Origin of the sequence: Ensifer sp. Root31 (assembly GCF_001424825.1) — a bacterium.
Taxonomy (GTDB): domain Bacteria; phylum Pseudomonadota; class Alphaproteobacteria; order Rhizobiales; family Rhizobiaceae; genus Ensifer; species Ensifer canadensis.
This window is the reverse complement of record NZ_LMCO01000066.1, coordinates 140,303-167,166: the sequence shown is the minus strand read 5'-3', so window position 1 is coordinate 167,166 and position 26,864 is coordinate 140,303. Positions and strand designations below refer to the sequence as shown.

General features: G+C 61.2%; 27 protein-coding genes. 14 read left to right on the top strand and 13 right to left on the bottom strand.

What is annotated here, in order from left to right; translation table 11 throughout:
• Positions 1-44 precede the first annotated feature (44 nt).
• Positions 45-1,832, top strand: coding sequence for an aspartate--tRNA ligase (aspS, locus tag ASD00_RS35090; RefSeq protein ID WP_057211523.1), 1,788 nt, complete (start codon positions 45-47; stop codon positions 1,830-1,832).
• A 186-nt stretch (positions 1,833-2,018) separates the two neighbouring features.
• Here aspS and groL read toward each other — a convergent pair whose 3' ends face one another.
• The 5 genes from groL to ASD00_RS35065 all read right to left on the bottom strand — a co-directional run bounded on the left by groL (position 2,019) and on the right by ASD00_RS35065 (position 8,300).
• A complete protein-coding gene (groL, locus tag ASD00_RS35085) occupies positions 2,019-3,647 on the bottom strand; it encodes a chaperonin GroEL (RefSeq protein WP_057211442.1) in 1,629 nt (542 codons plus the stop codon).
• A 115-nt stretch (positions 3,648-3,762) separates the two neighbouring features.
• Positions 3,763-3,981: a hypothetical protein gene (locus tag ASD00_RS35080; RefSeq protein ID WP_025426507.1), complete on the bottom strand. Its 219-nt coding sequence runs from the start codon at positions 3,979-3,981 to the stop codon at positions 3,763-3,765.
• Between the two features lie 171 nt (positions 3,982-4,152).
• Entirely contained in the window at positions 4,153-5,160 is a 1,008-nt protein-coding gene (locus tag ASD00_RS35075; protein WP_025426508.1) for a hypothetical protein, read from the bottom strand.
• On the bottom strand, positions 5,150-6,580 hold the full coding sequence (locus ASD00_RS35070) for a cytochrome P450 (RefSeq protein WP_025426509.1): 1,431 nt from the start codon (positions 6,578-6,580) through the stop codon (positions 5,150-5,152). The genes ASD00_RS35075 and ASD00_RS35070 overlap by 11 nt, the downstream gene beginning before the upstream one ends.
• A 526-nt stretch (positions 6,581-7,106) precedes the next feature.
• Positions 7,107-8,300 carry a hypothetical protein gene (locus ASD00_RS35065; RefSeq protein WP_057211441.1) on the bottom strand — a complete coding sequence of 398 codons (1,194 nt, stop codon included), beginning with the start codon at positions 8,298-8,300 and terminating at the stop codon, positions 7,107-7,109.
• A 451-nt stretch (positions 8,301-8,751) separates the two neighbouring features.
• Here ASD00_RS35065 and parC point away from each other — a divergent pair, with 451 nt between their 5' ends.
• Positions 8,752-11,028, top strand: a complete 2,277-nt coding sequence (gene parC / locus ASD00_RS35060; protein ID WP_025426511.1) for a DNA topoisomerase IV subunit A — start codon at positions 8,752-8,754, stop codon at positions 11,026-11,028.
• A gap of 136 nt (positions 11,029-11,164) precedes the next feature.
• On the top strand, positions 11,165-11,503 hold the full coding sequence (locus ASD00_RS35055; RefSeq protein WP_025426512.1) for a helix-turn-helix domain-containing protein: 339 nt from the start codon (positions 11,165-11,167) through the stop codon (positions 11,501-11,503).
• 50 nt (positions 11,504-11,553) lie between these two features.
• On the opposite strand, the gene ASD00_RS35050 is transcribed toward ASD00_RS35055, so the two are convergent.
• The 4 genes from ASD00_RS35050 to hemB form a co-directional block, all read right to left on the bottom strand.
• On the bottom strand, positions 11,554-12,450 hold the full coding sequence (locus ASD00_RS35050; protein WP_025426513.1) for a DMT family transporter: 897 nt from the start codon (positions 12,448-12,450) through the stop codon (positions 11,554-11,556).
• Between the two features lie 3 nt (positions 12,451-12,453).
• Positions 12,454-13,242 (bottom strand): arginyltransferase, encoded by a 789-nt coding sequence (locus ASD00_RS35045; RefSeq protein ID WP_025426514.1) that lies wholly within the window; start codon positions 13,240-13,242, stop codon positions 12,454-12,456.
• Positions 13,243-13,376: 134 nt separating this feature from the next.
• On the bottom strand, positions 13,377-13,841 hold the full coding sequence (locus tag ASD00_RS35040; RefSeq protein WP_025426515.1) for an RDD family protein: 465 nt from the start codon (positions 13,839-13,841) through the stop codon (positions 13,377-13,379).
• Positions 13,842-13,944: 103 nt separating this feature from the next.
• The gene (gene hemB / locus ASD00_RS35035) at positions 13,945-14,961 is read right to left on the bottom strand and encodes a porphobilinogen synthase (protein ID WP_025426516.1); all 1,017 of its coding nucleotides are present in this window, start codon (positions 14,959-14,961) and stop codon (positions 13,945-13,947) included.
• 35 nt (positions 14,962-14,996) lie between these two features.
• Between hemB and ASD00_RS40610 the strand changes: the two genes are divergently transcribed.
• The 8 genes from ASD00_RS40610 (at position 14,997) to ASD00_RS35000 (ending at position 21,651) form a co-directional block, all read left to right on the top strand.
• Positions 14,997-15,155, top strand: coding sequence for a hypothetical protein (locus ASD00_RS40610; protein WP_156585923.1), 159 nt, complete (start codon positions 14,997-14,999; stop codon positions 15,153-15,155).
• Complete coding sequence (locus tag ASD00_RS35030) at positions 15,145-15,582, top strand: DUF6163 family protein (protein WP_025426517.1); 438 nt, start codon at positions 15,145-15,147, stop codon at positions 15,580-15,582. Before ASD00_RS40610 ends, ASD00_RS35030 begins: the two co-directional genes overlap by 11 nt.
• Before the next feature lie 130 nt (positions 15,583-15,712).
• On the top strand, positions 15,713-16,225 hold the full coding sequence (locus ASD00_RS35025; protein WP_025426518.1) for a MarR family winged helix-turn-helix transcriptional regulator: 513 nt from the start codon (positions 15,713-15,715) through the stop codon (positions 16,223-16,225).
• 389 nt (positions 16,226-16,614) lie between these two features.
• The gene (locus ASD00_RS35020) at positions 16,615-17,940 is read left to right on the top strand and encodes a murein L,D-transpeptidase (protein WP_025426519.1); all 1,326 of its coding nucleotides are present in this window, start codon (positions 16,615-16,617) and stop codon (positions 17,938-17,940) included.
• Positions 17,941-18,123: 183 nt separating this feature from the next.
• Positions 18,124-19,419, top strand: coding sequence for a serine hydroxymethyltransferase (gene glyA / locus ASD00_RS35015; protein ID WP_057211440.1), 1,296 nt, complete (start codon positions 18,124-18,126; stop codon positions 19,417-19,419).
• Positions 19,420-19,429: 10 nt separating this feature from the next.
• Positions 19,430-19,903, top strand: coding sequence for a transcriptional regulator NrdR (gene nrdR / locus ASD00_RS35010; protein ID WP_003529310.1), 474 nt, complete (start codon positions 19,430-19,432; stop codon positions 19,901-19,903).
• 18 nt (positions 19,904-19,921) lie between these two features.
• Positions 19,922-21,031 (top strand): bifunctional diaminohydroxyphosphoribosylaminopyrimidine deaminase/5-amino-6-(5-phosphoribosylamino)uracil reductase RibD, encoded by a 1,110-nt coding sequence (ribD, locus tag ASD00_RS35005; RefSeq protein ID WP_025426521.1) that lies wholly within the window; start codon positions 19,922-19,924, stop codon positions 21,029-21,031.
• Positions 21,031-21,651: a riboflavin synthase gene (locus ASD00_RS35000; protein WP_025426522.1), complete on the top strand. Its 621-nt coding sequence runs from the start codon at positions 21,031-21,033 to the stop codon at positions 21,649-21,651. The genes ribD and ASD00_RS35000 overlap by 1 nt, the downstream gene beginning before the upstream one ends.
• A gap of 83 nt (positions 21,652-21,734) precedes the next feature.
• Here the strand turns inward: ASD00_RS35000 and ASD00_RS34995 are convergent, their stop codons facing one another.
• The 4 genes from ASD00_RS34995 to ASD00_RS34980 form a co-directional block, all read right to left on the bottom strand.
• Complete coding sequence (locus ASD00_RS34995) at positions 21,735-22,085, bottom strand: hypothetical protein (protein WP_025426523.1); 351 nt, start codon at positions 22,083-22,085, stop codon at positions 21,735-21,737.
• A gap of 256 nt (positions 22,086-22,341) precedes the next feature.
• A complete protein-coding gene (locus ASD00_RS34990; RefSeq protein ID WP_025426524.1) occupies positions 22,342-22,920 on the bottom strand; it encodes a GNAT family N-acetyltransferase in 579 nt (192 codons plus the stop codon).
• Positions 22,921-22,953: 33 nt separating this feature from the next.
• The gene (locus ASD00_RS34985) at positions 22,954-23,454 is read right to left on the bottom strand and encodes a cupin domain-containing protein (RefSeq protein WP_025426525.1); all 501 of its coding nucleotides are present in this window, start codon (positions 23,452-23,454) and stop codon (positions 22,954-22,956) included.
• A 171-nt stretch (positions 23,455-23,625) separates the two neighbouring features.
• Positions 23,626-24,339 (bottom strand): HAD family phosphatase, encoded by a 714-nt coding sequence (locus tag ASD00_RS34980; RefSeq protein ID WP_057211439.1) that lies wholly within the window; start codon positions 24,337-24,339, stop codon positions 23,626-23,628.
• A gap of 278 nt (positions 24,340-24,617) precedes the next feature.
• Between ASD00_RS34980 and ribH the strand changes: the two genes are divergently transcribed.
• The 3 genes from ribH to ASD00_RS34965 are packed head-to-tail and all read left to right on the top strand — an operon-like array spanning position 24,618 to position 26,795.
• Positions 24,618-25,079, top strand: a complete 462-nt coding sequence (ribH, locus tag ASD00_RS34975) for a 6,7-dimethyl-8-ribityllumazine synthase (RefSeq protein ID WP_025426527.1) — start codon at positions 24,618-24,620, stop codon at positions 25,077-25,079.
• Positions 25,076-25,558 carry a transcription antitermination factor NusB gene (gene nusB / locus ASD00_RS34970; RefSeq protein ID WP_025426528.1) on the top strand — a complete coding sequence of 161 codons (483 nt, stop codon included), beginning with the start codon at positions 25,076-25,078 and terminating at the stop codon, positions 25,556-25,558. Before ribH ends, nusB begins: the two co-directional genes overlap by 4 nt.
• Positions 25,559-25,589: 31 nt before the next feature.
• Positions 25,590-26,795 carry an MFS transporter gene (locus ASD00_RS34965; protein WP_038576864.1) on the top strand — a complete coding sequence of 402 codons (1,206 nt, stop codon included), beginning with the start codon at positions 25,590-25,592 and terminating at the stop codon, positions 26,793-26,795.
• The last annotated feature ends 69 nt before the right edge of the window (positions 26,796-26,864 follow it).

The following is a 26,864-nucleotide window of genomic DNA, read 5'->3' as shown; positions in this document are numbered from 1 at the left end:
TTCCGGCGAGCCTGCGCGGCGCTTTGCAATTCCGGGATAACACCATGCACCGCTACCGCAGCCACACCTGTGCCGCCCTCCGCAAGTCGGATGTCGGCTCCACCGTTCGCCTTTCCGGCTGGGTCCACCGCGTCCGCGACCATGGCGGCCTGCTCTTCATCGACCTGCGCGATCATTACGGCATCACCCAGGTCGTCGCCGATCCCGATAGCCCTGCCTTCAAGGCCGCCGAGACCGTCCGCGGCGAATGGGTTGTCCGTATTGATGGCCTCGTCAAGGCCCGTATGGACGACACCGTCAACAAGGGCATGCCAACAGGTGAAATCGAGCTCTACGCCCAGGAGATCGAGGTTCTCTCGGTCGCCAAGGAACTGCCGCTGCCGGTGTTCGGCGAGCCGGACTATCCGGAAGACGTGCGCCTGAAGTACCGCTTCCTCGACCTGCGCCGCGACACGCTGCACAAGAACATCGTCAAGCGCACCCAGATCATCTCGTCGATGCGCCGCCACATGGGCGACGTCGGCTTCACCGAATACACGACCCCGATCCTGACGGCGTCGTCGCCGGAAGGCGCACGCGACTTCCTCGTGCCGTCGCGCATCCATCCCGGCAGCTTCTACGCGCTGCCGCAGGCGCCGCAGCAGTACAAGCAGCTGCTGATGGTCGCCGGTTTCGACCGCTACTTCCAGATCGCGCCGTGCTTCCGCGATGAAGACCCGCGCGCCGACCGCCTGCCGGGCGAATTCTACCAGCTCGACCTCGAAATGAGCTTCGTCGAGCAGGAAGACGTCTGGACGACGATGGAGCCGGTGATCCGCGACATCTTCGTCGAGTTTGCCGACGGCAAGCCGGTGACGGAAAAGTTCCCGCGCATTCCTTACGACACGGCGATCCGCAAATACGGTTCCGACAAGCCGGACCTGCGCAACCCGATCGAGATGCAGGCCGTTACCGAGCACTTTGCCGGTTCAGGCTTCAAGGTCTTCGCCAACATGATCGCCTCGAACCCGAAGGTCGAAGTCTGGGCCATCCCGGCCAAGACCGGTGGTTCGCGCGCGTTTTGCGACCGCATGAACGCCTGGGCCCAGAGCCAGGGCCAGCCGGGTCTCGGCTACATCTTCTGGCGCAAGGAAGGCGAGAAGCTCGAAGGCGCCGGTCCGCTTGCCAAGAACATCGGCGAGGAGCGCACCGATGCGATCCGCACCCAACTCGGCCTCGATGATGGCGATGCCTGCTTCTTCGTCGCCGGCGACCCGTCGAAATTCTACAAGTTTGCAGGCGAAGCCCGCACGCGGGCAGGCGAGGAACTGAACCTCGTAGACCGTGACCGCTTTGAATTCTGCTGGATCGTCGACTTTCCGTTCTACGAATGGCTGGAAGACGAAAAGAAGATCGACTTCGCCCACAACCCCTTCTCGATGCCGCAGGGTGGCCTCGAGGCGCTGAACAGCGAAGATCCGCTGTCGCTCAAGGCCTACCAGTACGACATGGTCTGCAACGGCTTCGAGATCGCGTCCGGCTCGATCCGTAACCAGCTGCCGGAAGTCATGGTCAAGGCGTTCGAGCTGACCGGCAAGTCGCAGCAGGAAGTGGAAGAGCAGTTCGGTGGTCTCTACCGAGCGTTCCAGTACGGCGCGCCTCCGCATGGTGGCATGGCCTTCGGCATCGACCGCGTCGTCATGCTGCTGGTCGGCGCCAAGAACCTGCGCGAGATCTCGATCTTCCCGATGAACCAGCAGGCTGTCGATCTGCTGATGGGCGCGCCGTCCGAGGCGACATCAGCCCAACTGCGCGAACTGGCGCTTCGCCCGATCCCGCAGAAGAAGGACTAAGGTCCGAAGCGATCAAAGAAGCAACGGACCCGGCAGCGCTCGCTGCCGGGTTTTTTCATTTCGGCAATCCAAGGGCTTACGGCTGGGCATAGAGCGCGTCGCGAACGCCCCGGGTGAACTCGGTGCCGTCCGATTCCTCGGTCTGACCCACGCCAACTCGCAGCCGATGGCGCTAGCCCGTTGATCCTAGAAATCCATTCCGGGTCCGCCCGGCAGTTGCGCGGCGCCATCCTTTTTCGGCTTTTCGGCGATCATCGCCTCGGTTGTGACCAGGAGCCCGGCGACTGACGCTGCGTCCTGCAGAGCGGCGCGCACGACCTTGGCCGGATCGATGACGCCCATTTTGAACAGATCGCCGTATTCGCCGGTCTGAGCATTCCAGCCGTAAGCGAAATCGGTTTTCTCACGCAGCTTGCCGACGATGATAGAGCCTTCGGCGCCGGCATTCTCGGCAATCTGGCGCACGGGCGTCTCGATTGCACGCCTGACGATCTCGACGCCGACGCGCTGTTCCGCATTGGCAGTCTTGATATTGTCGAGCGCGTTGACGACCCGAAGCAGGGCGACGCCGCCGCCCGGCAAGATGCCTTCCTCGACGGCCGCGCGCGTCGCATGCAGCGCGTCATCGACACGGTCCTTCTTTTCCTTCACTTCGACCTCGGTCGAGCCGCCGACGCGGATCACGGCAACACCGCCCGAGAGCTTAGCAAGCCGTTCCTGCAGCTTCTCCCGGTCGTAGTCGGAGGTACTCTCCTCGATCTGCGCCTTGAGCTGGCTGATGCGGCCACCGATGTCGGCCTTGGTGCCGGCGCCATCGACGATGGTGGTGTTTTCCTTCTCGATCATCACGCGTTTGGCGCGGCCGAGCGTTTCCAGCGTGACATTCTCAAGCTTGATGCCGACGTCGTCGGAAACCACCGTCCCGCCCGTCAGCACCGCGATATCCTCAAGGATCGCCTTGCGCCGGTCGCCGAAACCCGGTGCCTTGACGGCGGCGATCTTGAGCCCGCCACGCAGCTTGTTGACGACCAGCGTCGCCAATGCCTCGCCTTCGACGTCTTCGGCGATAATGAGCAGCGGGCGGCTCGCCTGGATGACCGATTCGAGGATCGGGATCATCGCCTGCAGGTTGGAGAGCTTCTTTTCGTGGATGAGGATGTAGGGATCTTCGAACTCGACCCGCATCTTCTCCTGGTCGGTGATGAAGTAGGGCGAAAGGTAGCCCCGGTCGAATTGCATGCCCTCTACGACTTCGAGTTCGATCTCGGCGGTCTTGGCTTCCTCAACGGTGATCACGCCTTCGTTGCCGACTTTGGCCATCGCCTCGGCGAGATATCGGCCGATCTCCGTATCGCCGTTGGCGGAGATGGTGCCGACCTGGGCGATCTCCTCATTATTGGCGATCTTGCGGGCGCGGACCTTAAGTTCGGCGACGATGGCGTCGACGGCGAGATCTATGCCGCGCTTGAGGTCCATGGGGTTCATGCCGGAGGCAATCGCCTTGACGCCTTCTTTCACGATCGCCTGCGCGAGCACGGTTGCCGTCGTTGTCCCATCGCCGGCAACATCGCTGGTGCGTGACGCCACCATGCGCAGCATTTGCGCGCCCATGTTCTCGAACTTGTCTTCGAGCTCGATCTCCTTGGCGACGGACACGCCGTCCTTGGTGATGCGCGGGGCGCCAAAGGACTTTTCGATGACGACATTTCGTCCCTTTGGCCCGAGCGTCACTTTCACGGCATTGGCAAGAATATCGACACCGCGCAGCATGCGATCGCGGGCATCGCTACTGAACTTGACTTCCTTGGCTGTCATAGTCGGCCTCCCTCAACACGAAACTCGCAGTCACGTGGCCAGCCATCACGAGATGGCTCCTGACGTCTTGGTCATTACATCTGCCTCGTCGGGCGTCTCCTCAGCGCCCCAAAGTTCATTCCTCGCCGTCATCCGGCGTCAGGATGTCGATCAAAGCCGCAACGCGCCCGGCCGGCAGATGTCGTCCTTCGCCGATCAGCGCTTCGTCGTTGTTGACCCAGGCGATCGCTTCGGCGAGTTCGGCCGCACTGGCCCCGGTAGCCAGCAGCTCTGCCATCAGCGTTTCGTCGACCGGGCCAAGAATGGCGGTGATATCCGCGTGTTTCAGTCCCATGGCGTTCTCCTTCCGTGTGATCGGTCAGGAATGCGGGATGGAGTCTTGTCTTCAGACAGATGTAGATAGGCGACTGCTCGCGGGCATCAAGCAGATACGATCATAACATGGAACGCACGCGCGCGAAAAAGCCCGGCGGAAGTCGCTATACTTGCCATGGCCCGGTTCGGGTCACTCCGGTCGGAGCGAATTGTCGAGAAAGTACCACTGGTCGAGATTTGCCCGGATAACCGGCTCGATGGCGTTGTTCAGCATCAGGATATCGTCAAGCTGGCGTGCCCCGGGGCGCTCTTCGGGCGGGAGCCGGATAGGCGCCAGCGCGCGGCATTCGAAGCGGAAACCCTCGGTGCGCAGATTGTACCACGGGCAAATGGTGGCGCCGGTCATGCGTGCCAGACGAATGGCAATGGCAAAGTTTCCTTCGAGATGCGGCTTGCGGTCGAAGAATGGTCCGCGAATGAAGCCGCCAAAACCTTCGTCGCAGAACGTGCTGACGACGCCGCCATTCTTCAGGATCTTGATCGCCGGCCGAATGCCCTCGGCGCCCGGCGGCAGGAACCGCAAGCCCGCCTTGCTGCGGACGCGCTCGGCGATCCAGGCTTTGGCGCGGCCCTTGGGCGGGAGGTAGAAGGCATGGGGGTGGACATTGATGCTCTGCAGTACAGTCGGACCAACTTCCCAGTTGCCAAGATGCATACCGACGATGATGACCGGGCCGGCCTTGGCCGCTTCGCCGATAATGTCGAGGCCGTGCAATGTCAGGCGGTCACGGTTGTTTTGCAACCGGTTCACGACGGAGAATTCGGTCATCAGCCGACCCTGTGCCCGGCAGTTCTCGCGAAAGAGCGCCGCCTGCTCGGCCTCGTTGAGATCGGGTCGCAGTGCGCGGATCGTTTCTTGCGCACGCCGTGATGCCACCTTGTGGAAACGCGGCACGGCAAACAGACCAAGGGCTGCACCAAGGTTGGAGCAGGCGTCCATCGGCAGGAGTTTCATCCCGAAATGCCCGGAGAGGTGCGCGAGGTTCCAGAGATTGTCCGTCACCCAATAGCGCCAGAAGGCGCGGAAGCCTTCGCGGCCGGAAAGGGCATCCACAAAGGAGGGCCGCCCTTCGCTGGCGAATGTCCACGCCTTTCGCTTGGCGATTCTTTCGGCCTGGCTCGGCTCTTCAGTGGTCATGGGATGCTTTCTGCCGTCGATGAAGGGTCACCGGAAGCCCGCCCTTTGGCCGCAGCGTCAGGCGGCAGATGGGCTCGACCTTGTGGCCGTCGACGACGGTCACCCGGAACTGCTGTGCAATGATCGCCAGGCACAGGATTGCTTCGGTCAGGCCGAAATGCAAGCCCGGGCACACGCGTGGTCCGCTTGCAAACGGAATGTAACTATAGGGCGTCGGGCGACGTCCGCCCATGAAGCGGTCCGGGCGGAAATGGTGCGGGTCCTCAAACAGGCTTTCCGTTCGGTGGAGAAGCCACGGGACGATCAGAACGAGCGATCCGCGTTCAGCGGCGATATCGCCGATCATTTCGGCTTGGCGCGTTTGGCGCGCGAGAATGGGGACGGGCGGATAGAGGCGAAGGGTCTCTTCAATGATGGCCTTGCACCATTCGAGTTGCGGTACGTCGTCGATCGTCGGAACGCGATCGCCGCAGACACGGCCAATCTCTTCATGGAGCGCCTTTTCCACCCATTTGGCGCGAGACAGCAGATACCAGGCCCAGGTCAGCGTGGCGGCTGTCGTTTCATGGCCCGCCATGAAGATGGTCGCCGCTTCGTTGCGCAGGGCAACCAGGTCGAGTTTCAACTCCGGGTTTCGTTGTTGTCGACGGATCAGCAGCTCAACCATCGAATTGTGATCGCCGCGACCTTCCAGGTGATCCTCGACCACCTTGTCGATGATCTGATGGATACGCTTGACCGAGCGGCGAAGCGTCGGCGTTCGCAAGATCGGTAGCCCGTCGTCGAAACCGAGGAAGTAGCCGAGGTTGATCGAATCGACCAGCGATTGGTAGCTCGTGAAGCTGTCGGTGACCGCCGCAGCACTGTCGTCGCCGAGCTGGTTTCCAAAAACGCTGCGGGCAATGATTTCGGCGGTCAGTCCAGCCATTTCGTGCAGGGCGTTGACTTGCGTGCCGTCCGGCATCCCGTTCCAGCGCTCGACCAATTCGGTGGTCGTGCGCTCCATCACCGGACCGAAGGCCGGCACTCTTTTGGCATGCACGATGTCGGCGACCAGGGGACGCCGCTGTTTCCAGGTTTCGCCGTCCGAGATGAAGAGGCCGTCGCCCAAAAGGAACTCGAGCGCCCGGCGCATCTGCGGGCTCTTGCGCTCGAAGTTCTCATGACGCTTGACGACGACCTGACGGATGAGGTCGGGCGAGTTGACCAGAATGACCTGCCGGCCGATCAGCCGGATCTGGGAAACCTTCTCGGTAAAGTCGTTGTTTCGCCAGATGGATAGGAAATCTGTTCTCGCCTGAAGCAGAAGTCTGAGGGGCTTGCCTGGTGGGCCTGCATAATATTCGGCGCGCGCAGGCTCAAATTTTTCTTCCGACAGCTCTTCCCTGAACTTTACCGGTTGATGGAACCACCCAGCCATTGACGTCCGATCTGTCGAAAAAAGAGAGATGATTACTTCTGCGTTCGGCGTTCAGTTCAGCTGGTTGTTCGCAAGAAAACGGCTCTCCAAACAGGAAATCCGCCGCTTGTATTCTTAGCTGTTCTTCCTTGGATCGAAGTCGTCAGCGTGGATTTGTTTGGCTGTCGGTATCGGTATGCGGTCGAAAAAGTCGCGCAGAAAGAGGTGTCAGGCAAAGCGCCATTCAGGTCTTACGCTTGCAAGTCATGCTGAAAAAAGATGCAGTCGCCCGCGAGAGGCGCGCCAGTAATAGTGGCTGCGCGGACATGGGGAAGCAAGGCAGGCGAAATAAAACGGCGCACGGAAATGCGGGTTTTCAACCGAAAAGCGCGGGGCAACAGCTATTCCAGTACGCGCCGGCCGGCTTGATCGTCCGTTTAACCGGCAGCGCCGGCACCGGGCGCCGATGCTAAAACGCCGGCGACTTCGATGACAACAGTGTCTTGCGAAGTCGCCGGCGGCGATTGTCAGACTATGACTTTAGCGATCAATCGTTCGCCGTCACCTTGACGCCCAGCACCGAAGGGATGGTGTTCGGCGCGCCCATTGCCGCACCCATGATCATGGGGAACGGCACCGGCTTTTCCGGTGCGGCGCTGATCGTCAGGCTCTTCGGGCCGTCGAGATAGGTGTTGACCGCGGACGATACCTGATTCTGCAGTTCCGGCACGTTGAGCTGCGCCATCATCAATGGAACGAGGCCCTTCAGCGATTGGGCCAGCTGATCGCCGGTAACGCCCTGCTGCGAACCCGCATAGTCGAGCGCCTTCTTGGTGATGGAGGCGTCGTCGAAGCGGACCTCGGCGCTGTTGAAGGTCAACTGCTGCATCAGCCCCATCATAGCAAGGCCCATGGCCTGATTGGCCTCTTCCTTGTTCGGGTTGGCTTCTGCGGTCTTCATGGCTTCCTGGAGCGACTTCATGAAGGCAAGCGTGTAGCCCGAGATGTCGACGGCGAGGTTCAGCCGCCCGACATTCTTGAAGTCGAAGGCATATTCTTCCAGCGCGACGTTGCCGCTTTCGATTTCCCAGCTGCCCTTCATGGTCACGGCGCCATCAAGCTTGGTCAGGCCGAGCTTCTCGATGGCGTCCTTGGTCTTGGGGTCTTCGACTTCGGAAAGGTCGGCCTTGAGGCCGGCAGCCGTTGCGTCGAAGTCAAAGCCGGCATCGTTTTCCTGGCGGGCGAGGTTTGCTTCGCTGCTTTCGAGCGAGAAAACTTCCTTGCCTTTGGCGCTGACCGTGATCGGGCCGGTGCTGGCGCTCTCGTAGAGCAGGATATCGTTGATCGTGCCGCCGGCCGGGTTGGCGGGGATCGACAGACCCGAAACGAGAATATCCTTGACGGCGAAGCTGCCCGCGTCCTGCGTGACATTGACGTCGGGGAAGGAGACGGTCTCGGCATAGTAGCCGCCGCCTTCGGTTTCTTCGACGCCTTCAAAAGTGATGTCGCCGATCTTCAGCGCGTCGCCGGGCTGGCCCGCGAGTTTGACCTGGACGCCCGAGGCCGTGACGGTGTCGCCGCTGACTTCGGCCTTGTCGAAGGTGAGCGTGGTGCCGTTCGAGTTCGTCGCCGCATCGAGCTTCTTCATCATGTCCGCACCATCAAGCGCGAAGGCCGGGCCGGTCAGGGTCAGGAGTGCGGCGCTGGCCATCATCAGGCGGATCTTGCGCGTATGCATCATTGTGGAGTTCCTTCGTGAAAATATTTGATTGTTTAGCTGTGTTGAAGAAGCGGTGTCGCTAATCTGGTTCATATCGGCAAGCTGCGTCAACTGAGGTGGACAGCCGTGTCGGCCGACGAAATATGCCGTGCCTATGGCTCCATCTCCCCTCAGTTCGCGTCCCGCAATGTCCCCCTCGCAAATCATCCAAATCAACAGCAGCCGAACCTAATACGAAACAGGGCGAAATTATATTCGCTTGATGAAATCACACAGCTTCCGCGCCCGGATGCTTTCCAGGGCGTTACTGGTGGCGATCGCTCATCCATGGCATAACCGTCTAAGCGTTGCATGAACATTGCAGCGCCCGGTCTGCGCCGTTCAATAGCGCGCCGGCGGCGACTTGTGGTTCTCCACAGCGCGATCCCCTGAAATCCTTGATGTTCCGGGTTTGTTGCGCTAGCAAGAACATATGGGACAAAGCCTTACTCCCCCGTCTGGCGGGGATGATCATATTCAGCCGGTTGACCTGAAGGCGGCGCTGGAAGAGCGTTACCTCGCCTATGCCTTGTCGACCATCATGCATCGCGCGCTTCCTGATGTCCGCGACGGCTTGAAGCCGGTGCATCGACGCATCGTTCATGCCATGAGCGAGATGGGGCTCAGGCCGAACACCTCGTTCAAGAAATGCGCCCGCATCGTCGGCGACGTCATGGGTAAGTTCCACCCCCATGGCGACGCCTCGATCTACGACGCACTGGTGCGCCTGTCCCAGGAATTCGCGATCCGGTATCCGCTGGTGGACGGGCAGGGCAACTTCGGCAATATCGACGGCGATAACGCCGCTGCCATGCGTTACACCGAAGCGAAGATGACCGACGTCGCCTCGCTTCTGCTTGAGGGCATCGATCAGGACGCGGTGGATTTTCGTCCCACCTACAACGAGGAAGACCAGGAGCCGGCGGTGCTTCCCGGCGCCTTCCCGAACCTGCTTGCCAATGGTGCGACCGGCATTGCCGTCGGCATGGCGACATCGATCCCGCCGCACAACGCCCATGAACTGTGCGACGCAGCGCTGCATCTGATCCGCCATCCCGAGGCGACCGTCGAGGATCTGCTCTACGATCCTGCCAATCCGCAGCGGGGCGGGATCGAAGGGCCGGATTTCCCGACCGGCGGCATCATCGTCGAAAGCCGTGCGAGCATGGCGGAGTCCTATCGCACCGGTCGCGGTGGCTTTCGCGTGCGGGCGCGCTGGGTTTCGGAAGAGCTCGGTCGCGGCGGCTACCAGATCGTCATCACCGAGATCCCCTATCAGGTCCAGAAGTCGCGGCTGATCGAGAAGATCGCCGAACTGCTCGTTGCGCGCAAACTGCCGCTGCTGGAGGATATCCGGGACGAATCGGCGGAAGATATCCGCATTGTGCTGGTGCCGAAGAGCCGTTCCGTCGATGCCGGCATCCTGATGGAATCGCTCTTCAAGCTGACAGAGCTTGAAAGCCGCATCCCGCTCAACATGAACGTGCTGTCGATGGGACGCGTGCCGCGCGTCATGGCGCTCAACGAAGTGTTGACGGAGTGGCTTGCTCACCGCCGCGACGTCCTGCAGCGTCGTTCGCGCCACCGCCTGGCTGCGATCGAGCGGCGCCTCGAGATTCTTGGCGGTTATCTCGTCGCCTATCTCAATATCGACGAGGTTATTCGCATCATCCGCGAGGAGGATGAGCCGAAGGCCGTGATGATGGAGCGGTTTTCGCTCACCGACCTCCAGGCCGAGTCGATCCTCAACATGCGGCTGCGCTCTTTGCGCAAGCTGGAAGAATTCGAGATTCGCACGGAGTTCGACGCGTTGTCGAACGAAAAGGCCGAGATCGAGGCGCTGCTCGCTTCCGAGGAGAAGCAGTGGCAGACTGTCGCCTGGGAAATCGGCGAGGTGAAGAAAAAGTTTGCCAAGGCGACCGAGATCGGCAAGCGGCGCAGCACCTTTGCGGATGCGCCGGACGCCGACATCGAAGCCATCCAGCAGGCGATGATCGAGAAGGAACCGATCACCGTCGTCATCTCTGAAAAGGGCTGGATCAGGGCGCTGAAGGGCCACATCTCCGATACCTCGACGTTGCAATTCAAGGAGGGGGATGCGCTCAAGGTGGCGTTCCCAGCGCAGACGACCGACAAGATCCTCGTCTTCACCACGGGCGGCAAGGTTTATACGCTCGGCGGCGACAAGCTGCCCGGCGGTCGCGGTCATGGCGAACCCTTGCGCATCATCGTCGATATGGAAAATGACCAGGACGTGCTGACGGCATTCGTGCACGACCCGGCGAGAAAGCTCATCGTGGCCTCTGTTGCCGGTAACGGCTTTGTCGTGACGGAAAGCGATATCGTCGCCAATACCCGCAAGGGCAAGCAGGTGATGAATGTCGCCAACAACGATGAGGCGAAGTTGGTTGTTTCCGTCAAGGGCGACCATGTCGCCGTTGTCGGCGAAAACCGCAAGATGCTCGTTTTCCCGCTGGCGCAGATTCCGGAAATGGCGCGGGGCAAGGGCGTCCGGCTGCAGCGCTACAAGGATGGCGGCATCTCCGATATCCGCTGCTTTGCAATCGCAGACGGCCTCGTCTGGGAAGACAGCGCCGGCCGCGTCTTCACCAAGGGCAAGGACGAACTGATTGAGTGGCTGGCCGATCGCGCCTCTGCCGGTCGCGTCGTGCCCAAGGGCTTCCCGCGCAGCGGCAAGTTCAGCGGCTGATCCATCGCTGCCTGCGCGGCTTGGCTGCGCAGGCCGATACCCATCTGCTTCTAAAGCAATCTGAAATTTAGTAGAATGCCCCGTTTTCGGCGCTTGAAAGCAACGTGCGGTCGTGGATCAATAATCGTCCAACAGGATGAAGACCATGCCAAATTCTGCTGCCCTTGACGACATTCTGCTCGCACTCGCGAATCCGGTTCGCCGGCGGATATTCGAGATATTGCTCGGCGGAGAAACGCGGGTTGTCGAGGTGGCCGCCGCCGTCGCCGTGACGCCGGATGCACTCGAGCAGCACCTGCGCATCCTTGAGGAAGCCAGCCTGGTTTCGCGTCTACCTGCCCGTGATGGCGAGGCCGTGTGCGGCAATCCCGCACCTCTTGATGTCGCTGCCGCCTGGATCGACATGAACCGTGCGCTTTGGTCGATGCACAGCCAAGTGGCGTACTCTTTGGAGGGCGGTAGAACGTCAGCCTGACGAACCTTCGCTGACAATCGTTATTTCGCCGCCTTGCGGACGGCCGCTACCTATTCGGGGCAGGGCAGAGCCGCGCGGACGGGGCGGCTGCGCATCTGCCAGAGAGAGTGGCCGATAAGCGCAAGGATAAGGACGGCGCCGCCGGCAAGCGTCTGCGTCGTCGGGCTTTCGGCGAAGACAAGCCAGACCCAGATCGGTGCCAGGATGGTTTCGAGCAGATAGAACATACCCACTTCCGGTGCCGACAGGAACCGCGGCCCTGTTGCCAGACAGAAGAAGGCAAGCGGGATCATCACCAGGCCGTTGAACAGGATGTATTGCGGAGCCGCGATCGCGAAGCCGCCGGCAGGCAAGAGCAGAAGCGCGACTGCGGCCGGAAAGATGGCGGTCACCAGCGGCACCAAAGCCATGTCGCGGCCGCTTGCCCGGCTGATGGTGATGGCGCTGGCGAGCAGGAAGGCGGAACTTGCCGCCATCGCGTCGCCGAAGATATGGCCACTTTCAAGCCCGTCCTGCACGATCAGCCCCACGCCGATCACCATGGCTGCCATCGTCACGAGCGTTGCATTGGAAGGGCGTTCCTTCAGGAAGATCCAGGAAAGCAGTGCCGCGAACATCGACGTGAAGGCAAGAATGAAGACGACGTTTGCCGTTGACGTGTTGAAGACGGCCAGCAGGAACGTGCACGAGTTGATGCCGTAAAACAGACCGACGACCAGCCCGGTCTTGCCCGGAATGAGTGAGATCTTGCGGCGAAGCAGCCGATTGAGCACGAACCATGCCAGGAGGCCGATGAAGAAAGTCGAAAGGCTGCGCACCGCGAGCAGCGACCAGACCTCGCCGCCGGCGGATCGGATGAGCGGAATGTCGAAGGAGAGAGCAAGGCCGCCAAGGCCGGTGATCGCAAGTCCGCGCCGGTGCAGCGCGGCATCAGTGGAAGGGTTCAATTTTCAATCCGTTTCCGTCGAGGGCATTTCTGAAGGAGCGTCAGGACCATCGTAGCGCTCCCAGCCGCGCGGCATAAGATGCTCCTGCGGCAAAAATTTCGTCTTGTATCCCATCTTGCGCGACCCCTTGACCCAATAGCCGAGATAGACATGCGGGAGGCCGCGCTCCTTGGCGCGCCGGATATGATCGAGAATCATGAAGGTGCCGAGCGAGCGCTCCTCATGCGCAGGGTCGAAGAAGGAATAGACCATCGAAAGCCCGTCACCCATGCGGTCGGTCAGCGCTGTCGCGATCAGCGGTCCGCGCGCTCTCTCGCTGATGCCGTCGCCTTCGGTCCTTAAGCGATACTCGATGATCTTGGTGTGCACATGGGTGTCTTCGACCATCATCGCATAGTCGAGAACCGACATGTCGGACATGCCACCCTTCTGGTGTCGTCGGTCGAGATAGCGGCGGAAGAGGTTGTACTGTTCGCTCGACGGCTCGGCCGGATATTCCGATGAGATCACGTCGCTGTTGGTCGCGAGCACGCGGCGCATCGACCGGCTCGGCGAAAATTCGTTGGCGAGAATTCGAACGGAAATGCAGGCGCGACAGGTTTCGCAGGCGGGCCGATAGGCGATGTTCTGCGAGCGGCGGAAGCCGCCCTGGGTCAGGAGGTCGTTGAGCTCCGGTGCGCGCTCGCCCACCATGTGGGTAAACACCTTTCGCTCCATCTCATTCGGCAGATAAGGGCAGGCTGCCGGTGCAGTGAGATAGAATTGCGGAGACGGTGTGGTCTGTGTGTTCATCGAGTGCGGCGGTCACTCTTCGCGCGGTTGTTCATGACAGTAGCATGGCGGAAGAATGGAAAACGTCAACTCACACGTTTGGGGCGGTCGCCCCTTGCGCGCGGATTGTTCGTCGTCGATTGCTTCGGCAGGGTTCAGTAGGTGTCGCGACGGACCGTTACGGTGCCAATCAGCAGATCGTGCAGCAGGCGGCTGCGATCTGTAAACAGTCCGATCAGCAGAATCAGCGGCGTCAACAGCGCGTTGGCGATCCAGAAGATGACGAGATGCACGATCGCCGTCAGGAAGTCCATTGGTCGTCCGTCAGTGCGCGCAATCGCCAGTCCCATCATCCGCATGCCGGGCGATGCCTGCTCGCGGCCGCCCACGGTCACGCCGAAATAGAGCATCGCTACCAGCGCAAAAAGCACGGGATAGAGCAGGAAGCCGAGGCCGAGCGTCAGGATGCCGAGGAAGAACACAACGACGGCGGCCGGGATCCACAAGAGCGCGATGATGACATAGTCGAGAATGAAGGCGAACACCCGCCGCGACAGCACACCCTGATAGGCGCGCCAGTCATTGCTCGGCAGCCGCAGTTCTTCGTTGTGCATCGTCATCTCTATAGGCCCCGCATAGTTGTAAGCTCGATATGGGTTGGCATTGCGTGCAAAACAAGGATTGCCCGCCACGCGCCGCCTGCAGTTTGCAAAGGTGAGGGCGTTACCGCCCCTTGGCCAGGATCCTTGCGACCTCGATGGCGAAGTAGCTGAGGATGCCGTCGCAGCCGGCGCGCTTGAAGGCGAGCAGCGTTTCGAGCATCACCTTCTCGCCGTCGATCCAGCCATTGGCGGCCGCCGCCTTGACTTGAGAGTATTCGCCCGACACCTGGTAGGCGAAAACCGGAAGGCCGAAGGCCTCCTTCATGCGCCAGCAGATGTCGAGGTAGGGCAGGCCGGGCTTGACCATCAGCATGTCGGCGCCTTCCTCGACGTCGAGTGCGGCGTCGCGGATCGCCTCGGTGCCGTTGGCCGGGTCGATATAATAGGTCTTCTTGTCGCCCTTGAGCAGACCGCCGGTGCCGATCGCCTCGCGATAGGGACCGTAGAAGCCGGAAGCGAATTTCGTCGCATAGGCCATGATGCCGACATTCTGGTGGCCCGCCGCGTCGAGCGCCTGGCGGATCGCACCGATGCGACCGTCCATCATGTCGGAAGGCGCGATGATATCGGCGCCGGCGTCGGCCTGGCCGACAGCGGCCCTGGCGATCGTCTCCACCGTCTCGTCGTTGACGATTTCGCCATCGCGCAGGATGCCGTCGTGGCCGTGGCTGGTGAACGGGTCGAGCGCCACGTCGGTTATGACGCCGATCTCGGGCACGGCCTTCTTGAAGGCGCGCGTCGCCTGGTTGATGAGATTGTCGGCGGCAAGGCTGTTGGAGCCGGTCTCGTCGCGCAGCGACAGATCTATATTGGGAAAGGTGGCGATTGCCGGGATGCCGAGATCGGCGGCTTCTTTCACCGCTTCCACCGCCGTGTCGATGCTCATGCGGTTGACGCCAGGCATGGCATCGATCGGCTGCACGATGTTGCTGCCCGGCACGATGAAGATCGGCCAGATCAGGTCGTCGACCGTCAGGCGGTTTTCCTGCACCAGCCGGCGCGTCCAATCGGCCTTGCGGTTGCGGCGCATGCGGCGGTGTCCGGTAATCCTGTCCACAAGATTCGTCCTGTCGTTCATCGCGCCGCGCCTTTCCTTGGAAACTGTGAGGTGGCATGCGCTTTATCATGTGGGGGCCACGCTTGGAAACCGCGCCGCGCACGACCGGCCTGCGGCATTTCTTCCCCGTCGCCAATCGACAAAGGGGGGGAGGGGCTTCCTTCGTGCTGGCGGATGGCGTCGACCCGCCCTATCTTGCCGCCCATGCTTCATGATTCTGCCCATGTGCCGAAACCATCGCTGACCGAGATCCTTTTCGGTCTGTTCCTGCGGCTGGTGTCGGCCTCGTGCTTCTGGTTCGCGCTGAACTATTGGGCCATGCTGATCGGCTTCTCCCATGGCGGTGCCGGCCGTTTCGATCTATTGACGCCGGAGTGGCGGGCAGCGGCTACCGCGCTTGCCGTGGTCTACCCCGTGGCTGCCCTCGGGCTGTGGCTGCTGGTCTCCTGGGGACCGGTGGTCTGGGTGGTAGCGGCAGCGATCGAAATCGCGATGTACGAGTTCTATCCCGTCAGTTTCGGCGCCCGTCCGTTGCTGATTGCGCTGCACGGGGCCGTCGCCGTTACCTTCATCCTTTTCAGGGCCGCGCTGTTCTATCAACGCTACCGGCAGGCGAGACAGGTAAGAGTTGATTCACCCTGAGACAGACTCGCCGAATGGTAAGCTCATGTTAAGGCTGCGGTTTAAGTAGAATTTTAGACGTATTCGATAGGGTCTCACTCAAGGCGGGAAGACAAACAGACACCGCCAAACAAAACAGTGAGGCAGTCAAATGAACACGAAGATGAAGCCGCAGGTCGCTGCGCCCCGAGACCCTCAGGAAGAAACCATCCGCGGTCTCTACATGGAATCCCTCCACCTCGTCGAGCGTCTGCACCGCCGTCTGCTCGACGTTATCAAGGACGAGTTCGACCGTCAGGGTCGCGACGATGTCAACGCCGTCCAGGCTCTGTTGCTGTTCAACATCGGCAACTCCGAGCTGACCGCCGGCGAGCTTCGCTCCCGCGGCTACTACCTCGGCTCGAACGTCTCCTACAACGTCAAGAAGCTCGTCGACCTCGGTCTCATCAACCACCAGCGCTCACGGGTCGACCGTCGTTCGGTCCGCATCAGCCTGACGGAAGACGGTCAGGAAATCGCCGAAACCGTCGCCAAGCTCTACGAGCGTCACATCGGCTCGATCCAGAAGGTTGGCGGCATCGGTTCAGATGAGTTCACCCAGATGAACAAGCTGCTGCAGCGCCTCGATCGCTTCTGGAACGACTCGATCATGTACCGCCTGTAATCGGCGTCGCTTACCTCCAGTTCAATGGCCGGACGCAATCCTTGCGTGTCCGGCCTTTGCCGTTTTTCGGTCCCGGCGATGTTGCCGAAAGGCCGCAGTGGGCCCAAGCAAGAGGCGTGCCACATGCCTTCGGCCGCCGCCCGAGACACGAATTGGCCATATTGGTGTGACAGCGACGAGAGCATGCGGTAGGTGCGCCCACGTGTTTTCATCGATGTGGTTTCGTTTCGCGTACGCCTGCCGGATGAGGGACCTCGCTCGCGGTATCGTGAAATGCGAGGGCAGGGTGGCTCGTTGGTTGACCTTTGTTAACCACGATCGTGTTAGGGCTCCGGCAACATGCGTGCCTGCGCATAGGGCGCGTGCCAACGCATTGGGATGGTAGGAATATGTCGAAAAAGAATGGAATTGATGCATTCTCGCGCCGTGCATTTCTGCGCTCGGCCGCAACCTTCGGTGCCGTCGCTTGCGCGGGAGCCGCGGGCGCACAGGACGCCCTGAACGAGATCATCAATTCGCCACGCCGCGGCTCCTGGGACGACCAGTACGACGCCAAGGCATCGCGCACGGCGACCACGGTCGTGTCCAATACGCCGGTCTTCGGCCCGGAGACGATCAGCCATGTCCAGCAGGCGATCTTCGACTATCAGAACATCGTTTCGTCAGGCGGTTGGCCGATGGTGGCAACCAGCCTCAAGCTCGAGATCGGCGTTACCGATCCTTCGGTGCAGCAACTGCGCCAGCGCCTGATGGTTTCCGGCGACCTGCCGCGTTCGGCCGGCATTTCGTCGCAGTTCGATTCCTACGTCGACGGCGCCGTAAAGCGCTTCCAGGCCCGCCACGGCCTCCCGGCGGACGGCGTCATTGGCGAATACACGCTGAAGGCCATCAACGTTCCGGCGACCACCCGTCTCGGCCAGTTGCAGACCAATCTCGTGCGCCTGCAGTCGATGTCCGGTGACCTCGGCCGCCGCTACGTGATGGTCAACATCCCGGCTGCCTACATCGAAGCTGTGGAGAACGGCCGCGTCGCGCTGCGCCACACCGCCATCGTCGGCAAGATCGACCGCCAGTCGCCGATCCTCAATTCCAAGATCTACGAGGTCATTCTCAACCCCTATTGGACCGCGCCGCGCTCGATCATCCAGAAGGATATCATGCCGCTGATGCGCAAGGATCCGACCTACCTGAAGCGCAATGCCATCCGCCTGTTCGATGGCAGCGGTGGCGAAGTGTCGCCAGAAACGGTCGACTGGAATGCCGAGAAGGCGCCGAACCTGATGTTCCGTCAGGATCCGGGCAAGATCAACGCGATGTCGTCGACGAAGATCAACTTCCACAACGAGCATCAGGTCTACATGCACGATACGCCGCAGCAGGGCCTGTTCAACAAGCTGATGCGTTTCGAATCGTCCGGCTGCGTTCGCGTCCAGAACGTTCGCGACCTTTCGAGCTGGCTGTTGAAGGAAACACCCGGCTGGTCGCGCCAGCAGATGGAAGCCACGATCAAGACCGGCGTCAACACTCCGATCACGCTGGCCGAAGAAGTTCCGGTCTTTTTCACCTACATCACCGCCTGGTCGGCGACAGATGGCGTCGTCCAGTTCCGCGACGACATCTATCAGCGCGATGGCGCGACAGAACTTGCACTGCAGACGCCCTATGGCGTCGAGCAGTCCTCCGGCTCGGTCGAGCAGGACGCTCTGCCGCAATAAGCAAAGTCGGGACAATAATTTGAAAAAGCCGCGCTTGCCTTGGCAGTGCGGCTTTTTCGTTGGTCCATGGCTGCGATGTTTAGGCGCGGCAGATGGGGGAAATGACGCAAACCGCACAGCGGATATTGCTCTCGCCGTGCGAGGAAGCTAAAGAACTGCCACCTTTGAGAGGAGCCTCGCCCGATGCTTGCACAGAACAATGATGCCTTCTTCACCCGCTCTCTCGCCGACAGCGATCCGGAAATCTTCGGTGCGATCGAAAAGGAGCTGGGTCGCCAGCGCCACGAGATCGAACTGATCGCCTCCGAGAACATCGTTTCGCGCGCCGTGCTCGAGGCCCAGGGCTCGATCATGACCAACAAATATGCCGAGGGCTATCCGGGCAAGCGCTATTACGGCGGCTGCCAGTTCGTTGATATCGCCGAGGAATTGGCGATCGAGCGTGCCAAGAAGCTCTTCGGTGCCAAGTTCGTCAACGTGCAGCCGAACTCCGGCTCGCAGATGAATCAGGCCGTGTTCCTGGCACTCCTGCAGCCAGGCGACACCTTCATGGGTCTCGACCTCAATTCGGGCGGTCACCTGACGCACGGCTCGCCGGTCAACATGTCCGGCAAGTGGTTCAACGTGGTTTCCTACGGCGTTCGCGAGAGCGATCACCTGCTTGACATGGACGCCGTCGCCGAGAAAGCGCGCCAGCATAAGCCGAAGCTGATCATCGCCGGCGGCACCGCCTATTCCCGCATCTGGGACTGGAAGCGTTTCCGCGAGATCGCCGACGAAATCGGCGCCTATCTGATGGTCGACATGGCGCACATTGCCGGCCTCGTTGCCGGTGACCAGCATCCGTCGCCGGTTGCGCATTGCCACGTTGCAACGACGACCACACACAAGTCGCTGCGCGGCCCGCGCGGTGGCATGATCCTGACCAATGACGAGGATATCGCCAAGAAGATCAACTCGGCGGTCTTCCCGGGTCTCCAGGGTGGCCCGCTGATGCACGTCATCGCCGCCAAGGCCGTTGCCTTCGGCGAAGCGCTGCAGCCGTCCTTCAAGGACTATGCGGCCCAGGTCGTCAACAACGCCCGCACGCTTGCAGAGACGCTCAAGGCGAACGGCCTCGACATCGTTTCCGGCGGCACCGACAACCACCTGATGTTGGTTGACCTGCGCAAGAAGAACGCGACCGGCAAGCGCGCCGAGGCAGCCCTTGGCCGCGCCTATGTCACCTGCAACAAGAACGGCATCCCGTTCGATCCCGAAAAGCCGTTCGTCACGTCGGGTGTCCGTCTCGGCACTCCGGCCGGCACGACGCGTGGCTTCAAGGAAGCCGAATTCAAGGAAATCGGTGAACTGATCGTCGAAGTGCTCGACGGCCTCAAGGTCGCCAACTCCGACGAAGGCAATGCTGCCGTCGAAGCGGGTGTGCGCGAGAAGGTGATGAAGCTCACCGAACGCTTCCCGATGTACGGCTACATGTGATCGGCTCATCATGCGCTGCCCCTATTGCGGTTCCGAAGACAGCCAGGTGAAGGACAGCCGTCCGGCAGAGGACGGCAACGCCATTCGTCGTCGCCGTATCTGCCCGGATTGCGGTGGTCGCTTCACGACCTTCGAACGGGTGCAGCTGCGTGAGCTGATGATCATCAAGAAGACCGGTCGGAAGGTGCCTTTCGACCGGGACAAACTACTGCGGTCTTTCGAGATCGCACTGAGAAAGCGCCCTGTAGATCGCGACCGCATCGAGCGGGCAGTTTCCGGCATCGTGCGACGGCTCGAAAGCTCCGGCGAGACCGAGATCCCTTCGGAAGAGATCGGCCTGCAGGTGCTGGAAGCGCTGAAGAGCCTCGACGATGTCGCTTTCGTCCGCTACGCATCGGTCTATCGGGATTTCTCCCACGCCGAAGATTTCGAGAAGGTCATCGCCGAGATCAGCGCCAAGATTGCGCGCGACCCCGGCGAATAGGAAAGCGCCCGGATCGCCATGGCCAATCCCACCCGTGAGGACGAGAGGTTTATGGCGGCGGCGCTGCGGCTGGCACGCCATCATCTCGGACAGACATCCACAAACCCATCGGTCGCCTGCCTGATCGTGAAGGATGGCATTGTCGTCGGACGGGCGGTAACCGCCAGCAGCGGTCGTCCGCATGCGGAAGCCCAGGCGCTTGCCGAAGCCAGAGAACGGGCGCGGCGCGCGACCGCCTATGTCACCCTCGAACCGTGCTCGCATCACGGCAAGACGCCGCCCTGCGCCGATGCGCTTGTCGCCGCCGGCGTTGCCCGTGTCGTCATCTCGATCCTCGACCCCGATGAACGCGTTGCCGGCCGCGGCGTCGTGCGTTTGCGCGATGCTGGAATCACGGTCGATATCGGCCTACTGCCGGAGGAGGGGCATCGCGCGCTCGAAGCCTATCTCATGCGGCAGGTCAGCAAACGTCCGCATGTGACTCTCAAGCTTGCCATTTCTGCCGACGGCATGATCGGCCGCAAAGGGGCTGGACAGGTCCGTATTACCGGTCCGATTTCCAGGGCGCAGGTTCAGATCCTCAGGGCGCAAAGCGACGCGATCCTGGTGGGCATCGGTACGGCGACCGCCGACGATCCGGAATTGACCGTGCGTCTTCCCGGACTTGAAGACCGCTCGCCCGTCCGCATCGTTCTCGATCGACGCTTGGACCTTTCTCCCGGATCGAAGCTCGTGCGCTCAGCACGCGATGTCCCGCTGATTGTCGTCTCCGGCGAGCCGTCGGGGCAACCGGAACTGGAGCCGGCTGGCGACCGGGCTGGCCGCCGCGCGGCGTTGGAGGCCGCCGGTGTCGAGGTGCTGGAAACCGGATCGGTCGCCGATCTGCTGACAGCGCTCGGTTCTCGCGGCATTTCCTCGCTGCTCGTCGAGGGTGGTGCCGTTGCCGCTCGTGCTTTCCTGGAGAGTGGCCTCGTCGATCGCATCCAGATCTATACCGGTCCGCAACAGATTGGCGAAAACGGTATCGCGTCCCCATTTGATCGGAAGTCCGTTCCTGCCGGCTTCACGCTCGTCAATTCCGCACGATACGGCGACGACCTTTTCGAAGAATACGAAAGAGAGAACTGATGTTCACAGGCATTGTCACTGATATCGGTACCGTTGACGCCGTTACGCCGCTGAAGGAAGGCGTGAAGCTGCGCGTCGCCACCAATTACGATCCGAAGACCATCGACATGGGGGCGTCCATCGCCCATTCCGGCGTTTGCCTGACGGTCACGGCTTTGCCTGATGGTGGCAGCAACGAGCGCTGGTTCGAGGTCGAGGCATGGGAGGAGGCGTTGCGGCTGACGACCATAGCCGGCTGGAAGAAGGGCACACGCATCAATCTCGAGCGGTCACTGAAGATCGGCGATGAACTCGGCGGCCATCTCGTTTCCGGTCATATCGACGACAAGGCCGAGATTCTCTCGATCGAATCTGAAGGTGATGCTGTCCGGTTCCGGTTGCGTGCACCAGCGCATCTGGCCAAGTTCGTTGCGCCCAAGGGGTCCGTCGCACTGGACGGCACGTCGCTTACAGTCAACAAGGTCGATGGCGCCGAGTTCGACGTGCTGCTGATCCGGCATTCGCTTGAGGTGACGACCTGGGGCGAACGCCAGGCTGGCGATTTCGTCAATTTCGAAGTCGATACGATGGCGCGCTACGCCGCCCGCCTTGCGGAGTTTCCCGCGCCGAAGGCTGAATAGGCGATCGCAGCCGCCGAGACCCGACAAGGTGCACCACCTCGAATGTGGAGATGGTGCACCTTTTTAGGTTGACCGCGCGCGGTTCAACGCACGTATAGGGTGAGGCTTCCGTTGGCACTCTGCACAGCGCCCGCTATATTGCCCATTTCGACGTTCTTGGCCTTCAGCGCGGCGGCTAATCCAGCGTTGCTGTTGACCGCCGCTTGCAAGGCGGCGCGCTGTTCTGGCGTCGCATGCTCGATCCACATGCGTGTCTGATCTTGTTCGCTCAGCGTACCGACATCGACGATGGTGAAGTTGTCTCCCTTGAACTCTTGCACCGTCTTCTCGATTTCAGCCGGCCATTCCATTTTGGCGTCTTGAGCGTGGGGGATAGCTGCGAAGGCGAGGGAAGAGAAAGCAGCAATGATTGATAGCTTGGCAATGCGATTCATGGTCATGCTCCCTGGTTGTTTGCGGCGCAGTAACCGGTAACCTGATACCCGAACATATTACCCAGTGCGGGTTTCTGGCGGGCCTGCTGGGGATGCGCATGGCAGTCGCCAGCGGGCTGTATTACGGGTGACTTACCCGCAGCGAAATTTGTTGGACGTCGACTGATCAGGTGGTGTTGCCTAAGGTTATAATTCGCCTCCACCCGAGGCCCAGCAACCTTACTTGCGATCTAGGCGTTTGGCAATTCAGGATTGTTTACGTTGCCAAATTCGCAGGCATTTGCCCCAAATGGGCCGTGGCACCAGCAAGCGGTCGTTGCCGTTCAAACATGATCACATGGGTTCCGTGATAGGACGTGCGCCAGAATTCCTTAAAGCCATGCTTTTCTGCGACGCGGATCGAAGCATTGTTGCCGACATCGATGATGCAGGTCTTCCGCAACTTCGGAAACTGTCGGTCGGCCCATTCGAGCGCGGCGGTAACAGCCTCGGTTGCAAGCCCCTGGCCATGTGCCTTGGGCGAAAGCGCCCATCCGGTTTCCATGGTTCCTTCGAGCGATGGCGTGATCAGCCGATGAACGTCATGAAAACCCGCTTCTCCGAGAAAGGTGCCGGTCGCTCGATCCTGGATGGCGAAGAAGCCGAAGCCGAAATAGTGCCACATGCCGACCTGGCGCAGGAACCGCGTCCAGGACTGCTCTCGCGTGTAGGGAACGCCGCCGACGAAACGCGTTACCTCACTGTCGGCAAACAGGGCGGCATAGGCCGTGAAGTCGTCACGTCGATAGGGACGCAGGACCAGGCGTTCGGTCTCGATGATAGGAACACTGTGCATGTTTTATCCACTGCTATTGGTTTGGAAAGGGGATCAGATGCCGGGCTCGCCGTCCCAGTAGTCGACGGCACTTTCAGGCCTGCCGGTGAACTGGAACCGGCGTTCGCCGCCGGCCGTGCGCGTCCTGGCGTGAAACTTTCCGGAATCCGGGTATTCGCAGATCTCGGTTGCGGCCATCGTCGAGATGGAGAGATATTTGAGCGGCACGGTTCCGGTGTTGATCAGGTGGTGTGCCGTCTCGGGGCCGCCGGCAGGTGCGCCCAGGATGTCCCCAGGCCCGACAGCGTAGCGCTCGGCGCCGAACCGATAGGTGCCTTCGCCTTCGAGGATGACGAACAGTTCCTCTTCCACATGATGGTTGTGGAACGGGCAACCGGATTTGCCCGGTGGCACTTCGCCATAGCCGATGCCTAGGTCTTTCAGCCCCAGCCGGCCGCCGAAAGACGCGTCGCGTGACTCGAAAAACGTGCCTTCCGACCAATGGTCGAGGGCAAGATCCCTCGGGTTGATGATGGGTTTGTTGGTGTCCGCCATGTATTCCTCCCTGGCGCTATCGGCGTCGCACGGGGCGACCTTAGTGGCTCCTCCGTGTCGCGCTTGATTTTTGGTCTGCCGACAATCGGTCAGGTGTCCGGCGGCGGCCATTCGTTCTTACGGGAAAATTTGCATTCGAAACGTGAAGAAAGGCGCGTGGCAATTCTGTCTTCAGGCAGGGGCATGGGCGCCTCGCGAATGGTTGAGGAGCGCGTGGTGAACCTGGCCGAGGTGGGCGGCGACATTGACGCAAAGGCTGCGGATCTCTTCCGTTGCCGCCAGCAGATCCGGCACCATGATCGTCATCATGCCGGCCGATGATGCCGAGCGCACGCCGTTATGGCTGTCCTCAAGCGCAAGGCAAAGCTCGGGCGGGACATCGAGCCGCCGAGCAGCCGTCAGGAAAGGTTCGGGATGCGGCTTGCCCAGTTGGTAGTCGCCGTGAGCGACGACGACAGGGAAGCGGTCGAACAATCCATGAAGGCCGAGGTTTCGCTCGACATCGTGATGCTCTGACGATGTGGCGATCGCAAAGGGAATGCCGAGGTCTTCCAATAGGTCGATGAGTTCGACCACACCCGGCTTCAACCGCAGTTCGGTCGTTGTCAGGGTATGGAAGGTGGCGGACGCCTGCCGCCAAAACCCGTCGAGATCGAAGTCTGCTCCGAAATGTCTGCTGAGTGATTGTCGCGTCGCTTCGCCGGAAAGCCCTATGGTCGCGAGATAAAGCGACAGCGGCATGATCTGCCCGAGCGCCTGCGCAGTCGTAAGCATCGCGTCGCGATAGAGTGCCTCGGTATCGAAGAGCAGGCCGTCCATGTCGAAGACGACGGCCTGAGGCATACTGGGCAGACGAATAGATATCGACGGATCGACATCATGCATTAGGGACAACCTTCGCTCGACTTCCATTGTCCGGGCCGGCTTTCTCTCCGGCCAGGCGTTGTGTAAGGTTTGATTATTGTCATTGTCGGCAACGCCTGGCTACCCCCTCAAGCGTGACACAAGCGTACCGCCCCATCTGGAGCGGGCAGGGCGCTACCGGCGTGCGACGCGGCAAAAGGGCGCCGAGAGCGGAATTTGCTTGCCATTCGACGCCGGTCATGGTTTGACCGCCGCCTCAGCCGGTCGCACCGGCGCAGAAATCTCAAGACAGGTGACCCATGGCGAAGACCAAGGCTGCCCACATCCTGATTGTGGAAGCACGCTTCTATGACGATATGGCCGACGCGTTGCTCGATGGCGCCAAACATGCGCTGGATGCAGCCGGCGCGACCTATGATATCGTGACAGTTCCCGGCGCACTCGAAATCCCGCCGGCAATCGCCATGGCGCTCGATGGCGCGGACGACGGCGGCACGGGCTACGACGGCTTCGTCGCGCTCGGCATGGTCATTCGCGGCGAGACCTATCATTTCGATATCGTCGCGAACGAATCCTCGCGTGCGATCATGGACCTCGCCGTCAGCGAAAGCCTTGCCATCGGCAACGGCATCCTGACGGTCGAAAATGATGATCAGGCCTGGGCGCGGGCGCGCCGGTCGGAAGGCGACAAGGGCGGCTTTGCAGCGCGCGCTGCGTTGACGATGATTGAACTGAAGAACAAATTGGGCACGGAACAGTGACGAACACCCCCTCGGATCAGCCGTTGAAACAGGCTAACCAACGCGGCGCGGCGCGTCTCGCGGCCGTGCAGGCGCTCTACCAGATGGATATCGGCGGCACCGGCGTGCTCGAAGTCGTCGCTGAATACGAAATGCACCGCCTCGGCCAGGAACTGGACGGCGATACCTATCTGAAGGCTGATGCGTCCTGGTTCCGCTCGATCGTTGCAGGCGTCGTGCGCGATCAGCGCAAGCTCGACCCGCTGATCGGCTCGGCATTGCAGGACGACTGGGCGCTGTCGCGGCTCGATTCCACCGTTCGTGCCATCTTGCGCGCCGGGACATTCGAGATGCTGGAGCGCAAGGACGTGCCTGTTGCGGTGATCGTCACCGAATATGTCGAAATTGCCAAGGCTTTCTTCGGAGACGACGAGCCGAAGCTGGTGAACGCCGTTCTTGACCGAATTGCCCGGCAGGTTCGCGGCGAACCCAAGAAGTAGCGCGGCCATGGTTGCGGCTGCCGTCGATGATATGGGCTCTGCCCTTCGCGAAGCGCGCCGCAACGTTTTCCTTCTAACGGCGGCGCAGGCGATCCTTGGCGTCGTCGGCCCGATCTGTTTTGCCGTCGGCGGCGTTGCCGGCTATCAATTGCTGGCAGACGACAAGTCGCTGGCGACAGCACCTCTGACTGCCTACAACGTCGGCATGGCGCTCGGTGTCATTCTCGTGGCAACGCTCTCGCGCCTCATCGGCCGACGCTTCGCCTTCATGGTCGGCACCGGGATTGCGTCGGTAGGCGCCGCAATCGCCGCGGTTGCGCTGTTCCGCGAGAGCTTCTGGCTCTTTGCCTTCGGTCTTGCCATTCTCGGCTCCTCCAACGGGTTTACACAAAAGCTGCGCTTCGCGGCCGCCGATGCTGCGCCGTCCTTCTACAAACCGAAGGCGATATCGTGGATCCTGGGCGGCGGCATCGTTTCCGCGATTCTCGGCCCACAGATCGTCATTTTCGCCGGTGATCTCTTCGCGCCCGTTGCCTTTGTCGGGGCCTTCATCGCCTTGCTGCCGGTCTGCCTGCTGGCCGCATTCTTCTTCGCGCCATTGCGTCTGCCGGAGCAGGGGACCGTGGCTAGCGAGCATCATGGCCAGGCCGCCCGCTCGCTCAGTGAGATCGTTCGCAACCAACGCTTCATCACCGGCATGGTCTGCGGCATATCCAGCTACGCGCTGATGACATTCATGATGACCGGTGCACCGGTCGCCATGGTCGTCGGCTGCGGCTTTTCCACCGAGCTTGCCACGCTCGGCATCCAGTGGCACGTGCTCGCAATGTTTGCGCCCAGCTTCTTTACGGGGTGGCTGATCACACGCTTCGGCGCCGAGCGCATCGTCGCCTGCGGGCTGCTGCTGCTCATGGCCTGCGCGGCCGTCGCCCACATGGGTCTGGAACTCTGGAACTTCTGGGGCGCTCTGGTGCTTCTCGGTCTGGGCTGGAATTTCGGTTTCATCGGCTCGACCGCCATTGTTGCCGGCAGTTATCGCCCACAAGAGGCCGACAAGGTGCAGGCCTTCCACGACATCATCCTCTTTACCACCGTCGCGCTCTCGTCCTTTGCCTCTGGCAAGGTTCTCTCGGTCTATGGCTGGGATATGCTGAACGCCGTCGTCTGGCCGGTGACATCAGTCTGCCTTCTTCTGCTCTTCTTGCTGATGCGTACTCGTCCCAGCGTTGCGGCCTGAGCCACCGCTTTTCTCCAAAATCTTCCGTTCGCAAAGGTCCGCCGGTAGTTAGTTTTCCGGGGCTTGACG

Bases quoted from the DNA above. Each gene is read 5' to 3' on its own strand.
- ASD00_RS34995 (WP_025426523.1), bottom strand. From the start codon at position 22,085: ATGAATCGCATTGCCAAGCTATCAATCATTGCTGCTTTCTCTTCCCTC.
- ASD00_RS35075 (WP_025426508.1), bottom strand. From the start codon at position 5,160: ATGACCACTGAAGAGCCGAGCCAGGCCGAAAGAATCGCCAAGCGAAAG.
- ASD00_RS35000 (WP_025426522.1), top strand. From the start codon at position 21,031: ATGTTCACAGGCATTGTCACTGATATCGGTACCGTTGACGCCGTTACG.
- ASD00_RS34985 (WP_025426525.1), bottom strand. From the start codon at position 23,454: ATGGCGGACACCAACAAACCCATCATCAACCCGAGGGATCTTGCCCTC.
- ASD00_RS35055 (WP_025426512.1), top strand. From the start codon at position 11,165: ATGAAGACCATGCCAAATTCTGCTGCCCTTGACGACATTCTGCTCGCA.
- hemB (WP_025426516.1), bottom strand. From the start codon at position 14,961: ATGAACGACAGGACGAATCTTGTGGACAGGATTACCGGACACCGCCGC.
- ASD00_RS35040 (WP_025426515.1), bottom strand. From the start codon at position 13,841: ATGACGATGCACAACGAAGAACTGCGGCTGCCGAGCAATGACTGGCGC.
- ASD00_RS34980 (WP_057211439.1), bottom strand. From the start codon at position 24,339: ATGCATGATGTCGATCCGTCGATATCTATTCGTCTGCCCAGTATGCCT.
- parC (WP_025426511.1), top strand. From the start codon at position 8,752: ATGGGACAAAGCCTTACTCCCCCGTCTGGCGGGGATGATCATATTCAG.
- aspS (WP_057211523.1), top strand. From the start codon at position 45: ATGCACCGCTACCGCAGCCACACCTGTGCCGCCCTCCGCAAGTCGGAT.
- ASD00_RS40610 (WP_156585923.1), top strand. From the start codon at position 14,997: ATGCGCTTTATCATGTGGGGGCCACGCTTGGAAACCGCGCCGCGCACG.
- ASD00_RS35030 (WP_025426517.1), top strand. From the start codon at position 15,145: ATGCTTCATGATTCTGCCCATGTGCCGAAACCATCGCTGACCGAGATC.
- ASD00_RS35065 (WP_057211441.1), bottom strand. From the start codon at position 8,300: ATGATGCATACGCGCAAGATCCGCCTGATGATGGCCAGCGCCGCACTC.
- ribH (WP_025426527.1), top strand. From the start codon at position 24,618: ATGGCGAAGACCAAGGCTGCCCACATCCTGATTGTGGAAGCACGCTTC.
- ASD00_RS35020 (WP_025426519.1), top strand. From the start codon at position 16,615: ATGTCGAAAAAGAATGGAATTGATGCATTCTCGCGCCGTGCATTTCTG.
- ASD00_RS34990 (WP_025426524.1), bottom strand. From the start codon at position 22,920: ATGCACAGTGTTCCTATCATCGAGACCGAACGCCTGGTCCTGCGTCCC.
- ASD00_RS35045 (WP_025426514.1), bottom strand. From the start codon at position 13,242: ATGAACACACAGACCACACCGTCTCCGCAATTCTATCTCACTGCACCG.
- nrdR (WP_003529310.1), top strand. From the start codon at position 19,430: ATGCGCTGCCCCTATTGCGGTTCCGAAGACAGCCAGGTGAAGGACAGC.
- ribD (WP_025426521.1), top strand. From the start codon at position 19,922: ATGGCCAATCCCACCCGTGAGGACGAGAGGTTTATGGCGGCGGCGCTG.
- glyA (WP_057211440.1), top strand. From the start codon at position 18,124: ATGCTTGCACAGAACAATGATGCCTTCTTCACCCGCTCTCTCGCCGAC.
- groL (WP_057211442.1), bottom strand. From the start codon at position 3,647: ATGACAGCCAAGGAAGTCAAGTTCAGTAGCGATGCCCGCGATCGCATG.
- ASD00_RS35025 (WP_025426518.1), top strand. From the start codon at position 15,713: ATGAACACGAAGATGAAGCCGCAGGTCGCTGCGCCCCGAGACCCTCAG.
- ASD00_RS35070 (WP_025426509.1), bottom strand. From the start codon at position 6,580: ATGGCTGGGTGGTTCCATCAACCGGTAAAGTTCAGGGAAGAGCTGTCG.
- ASD00_RS35080 (WP_025426507.1), bottom strand. From the start codon at position 3,981: ATGGGACTGAAACACGCGGATATCACCGCCATTCTTGGCCCGGTCGAC.
- ASD00_RS34965 (WP_038576864.1), top strand. From the start codon at position 25,590: ATGGGCTCTGCCCTTCGCGAAGCGCGCCGCAACGTTTTCCTTCTAACG.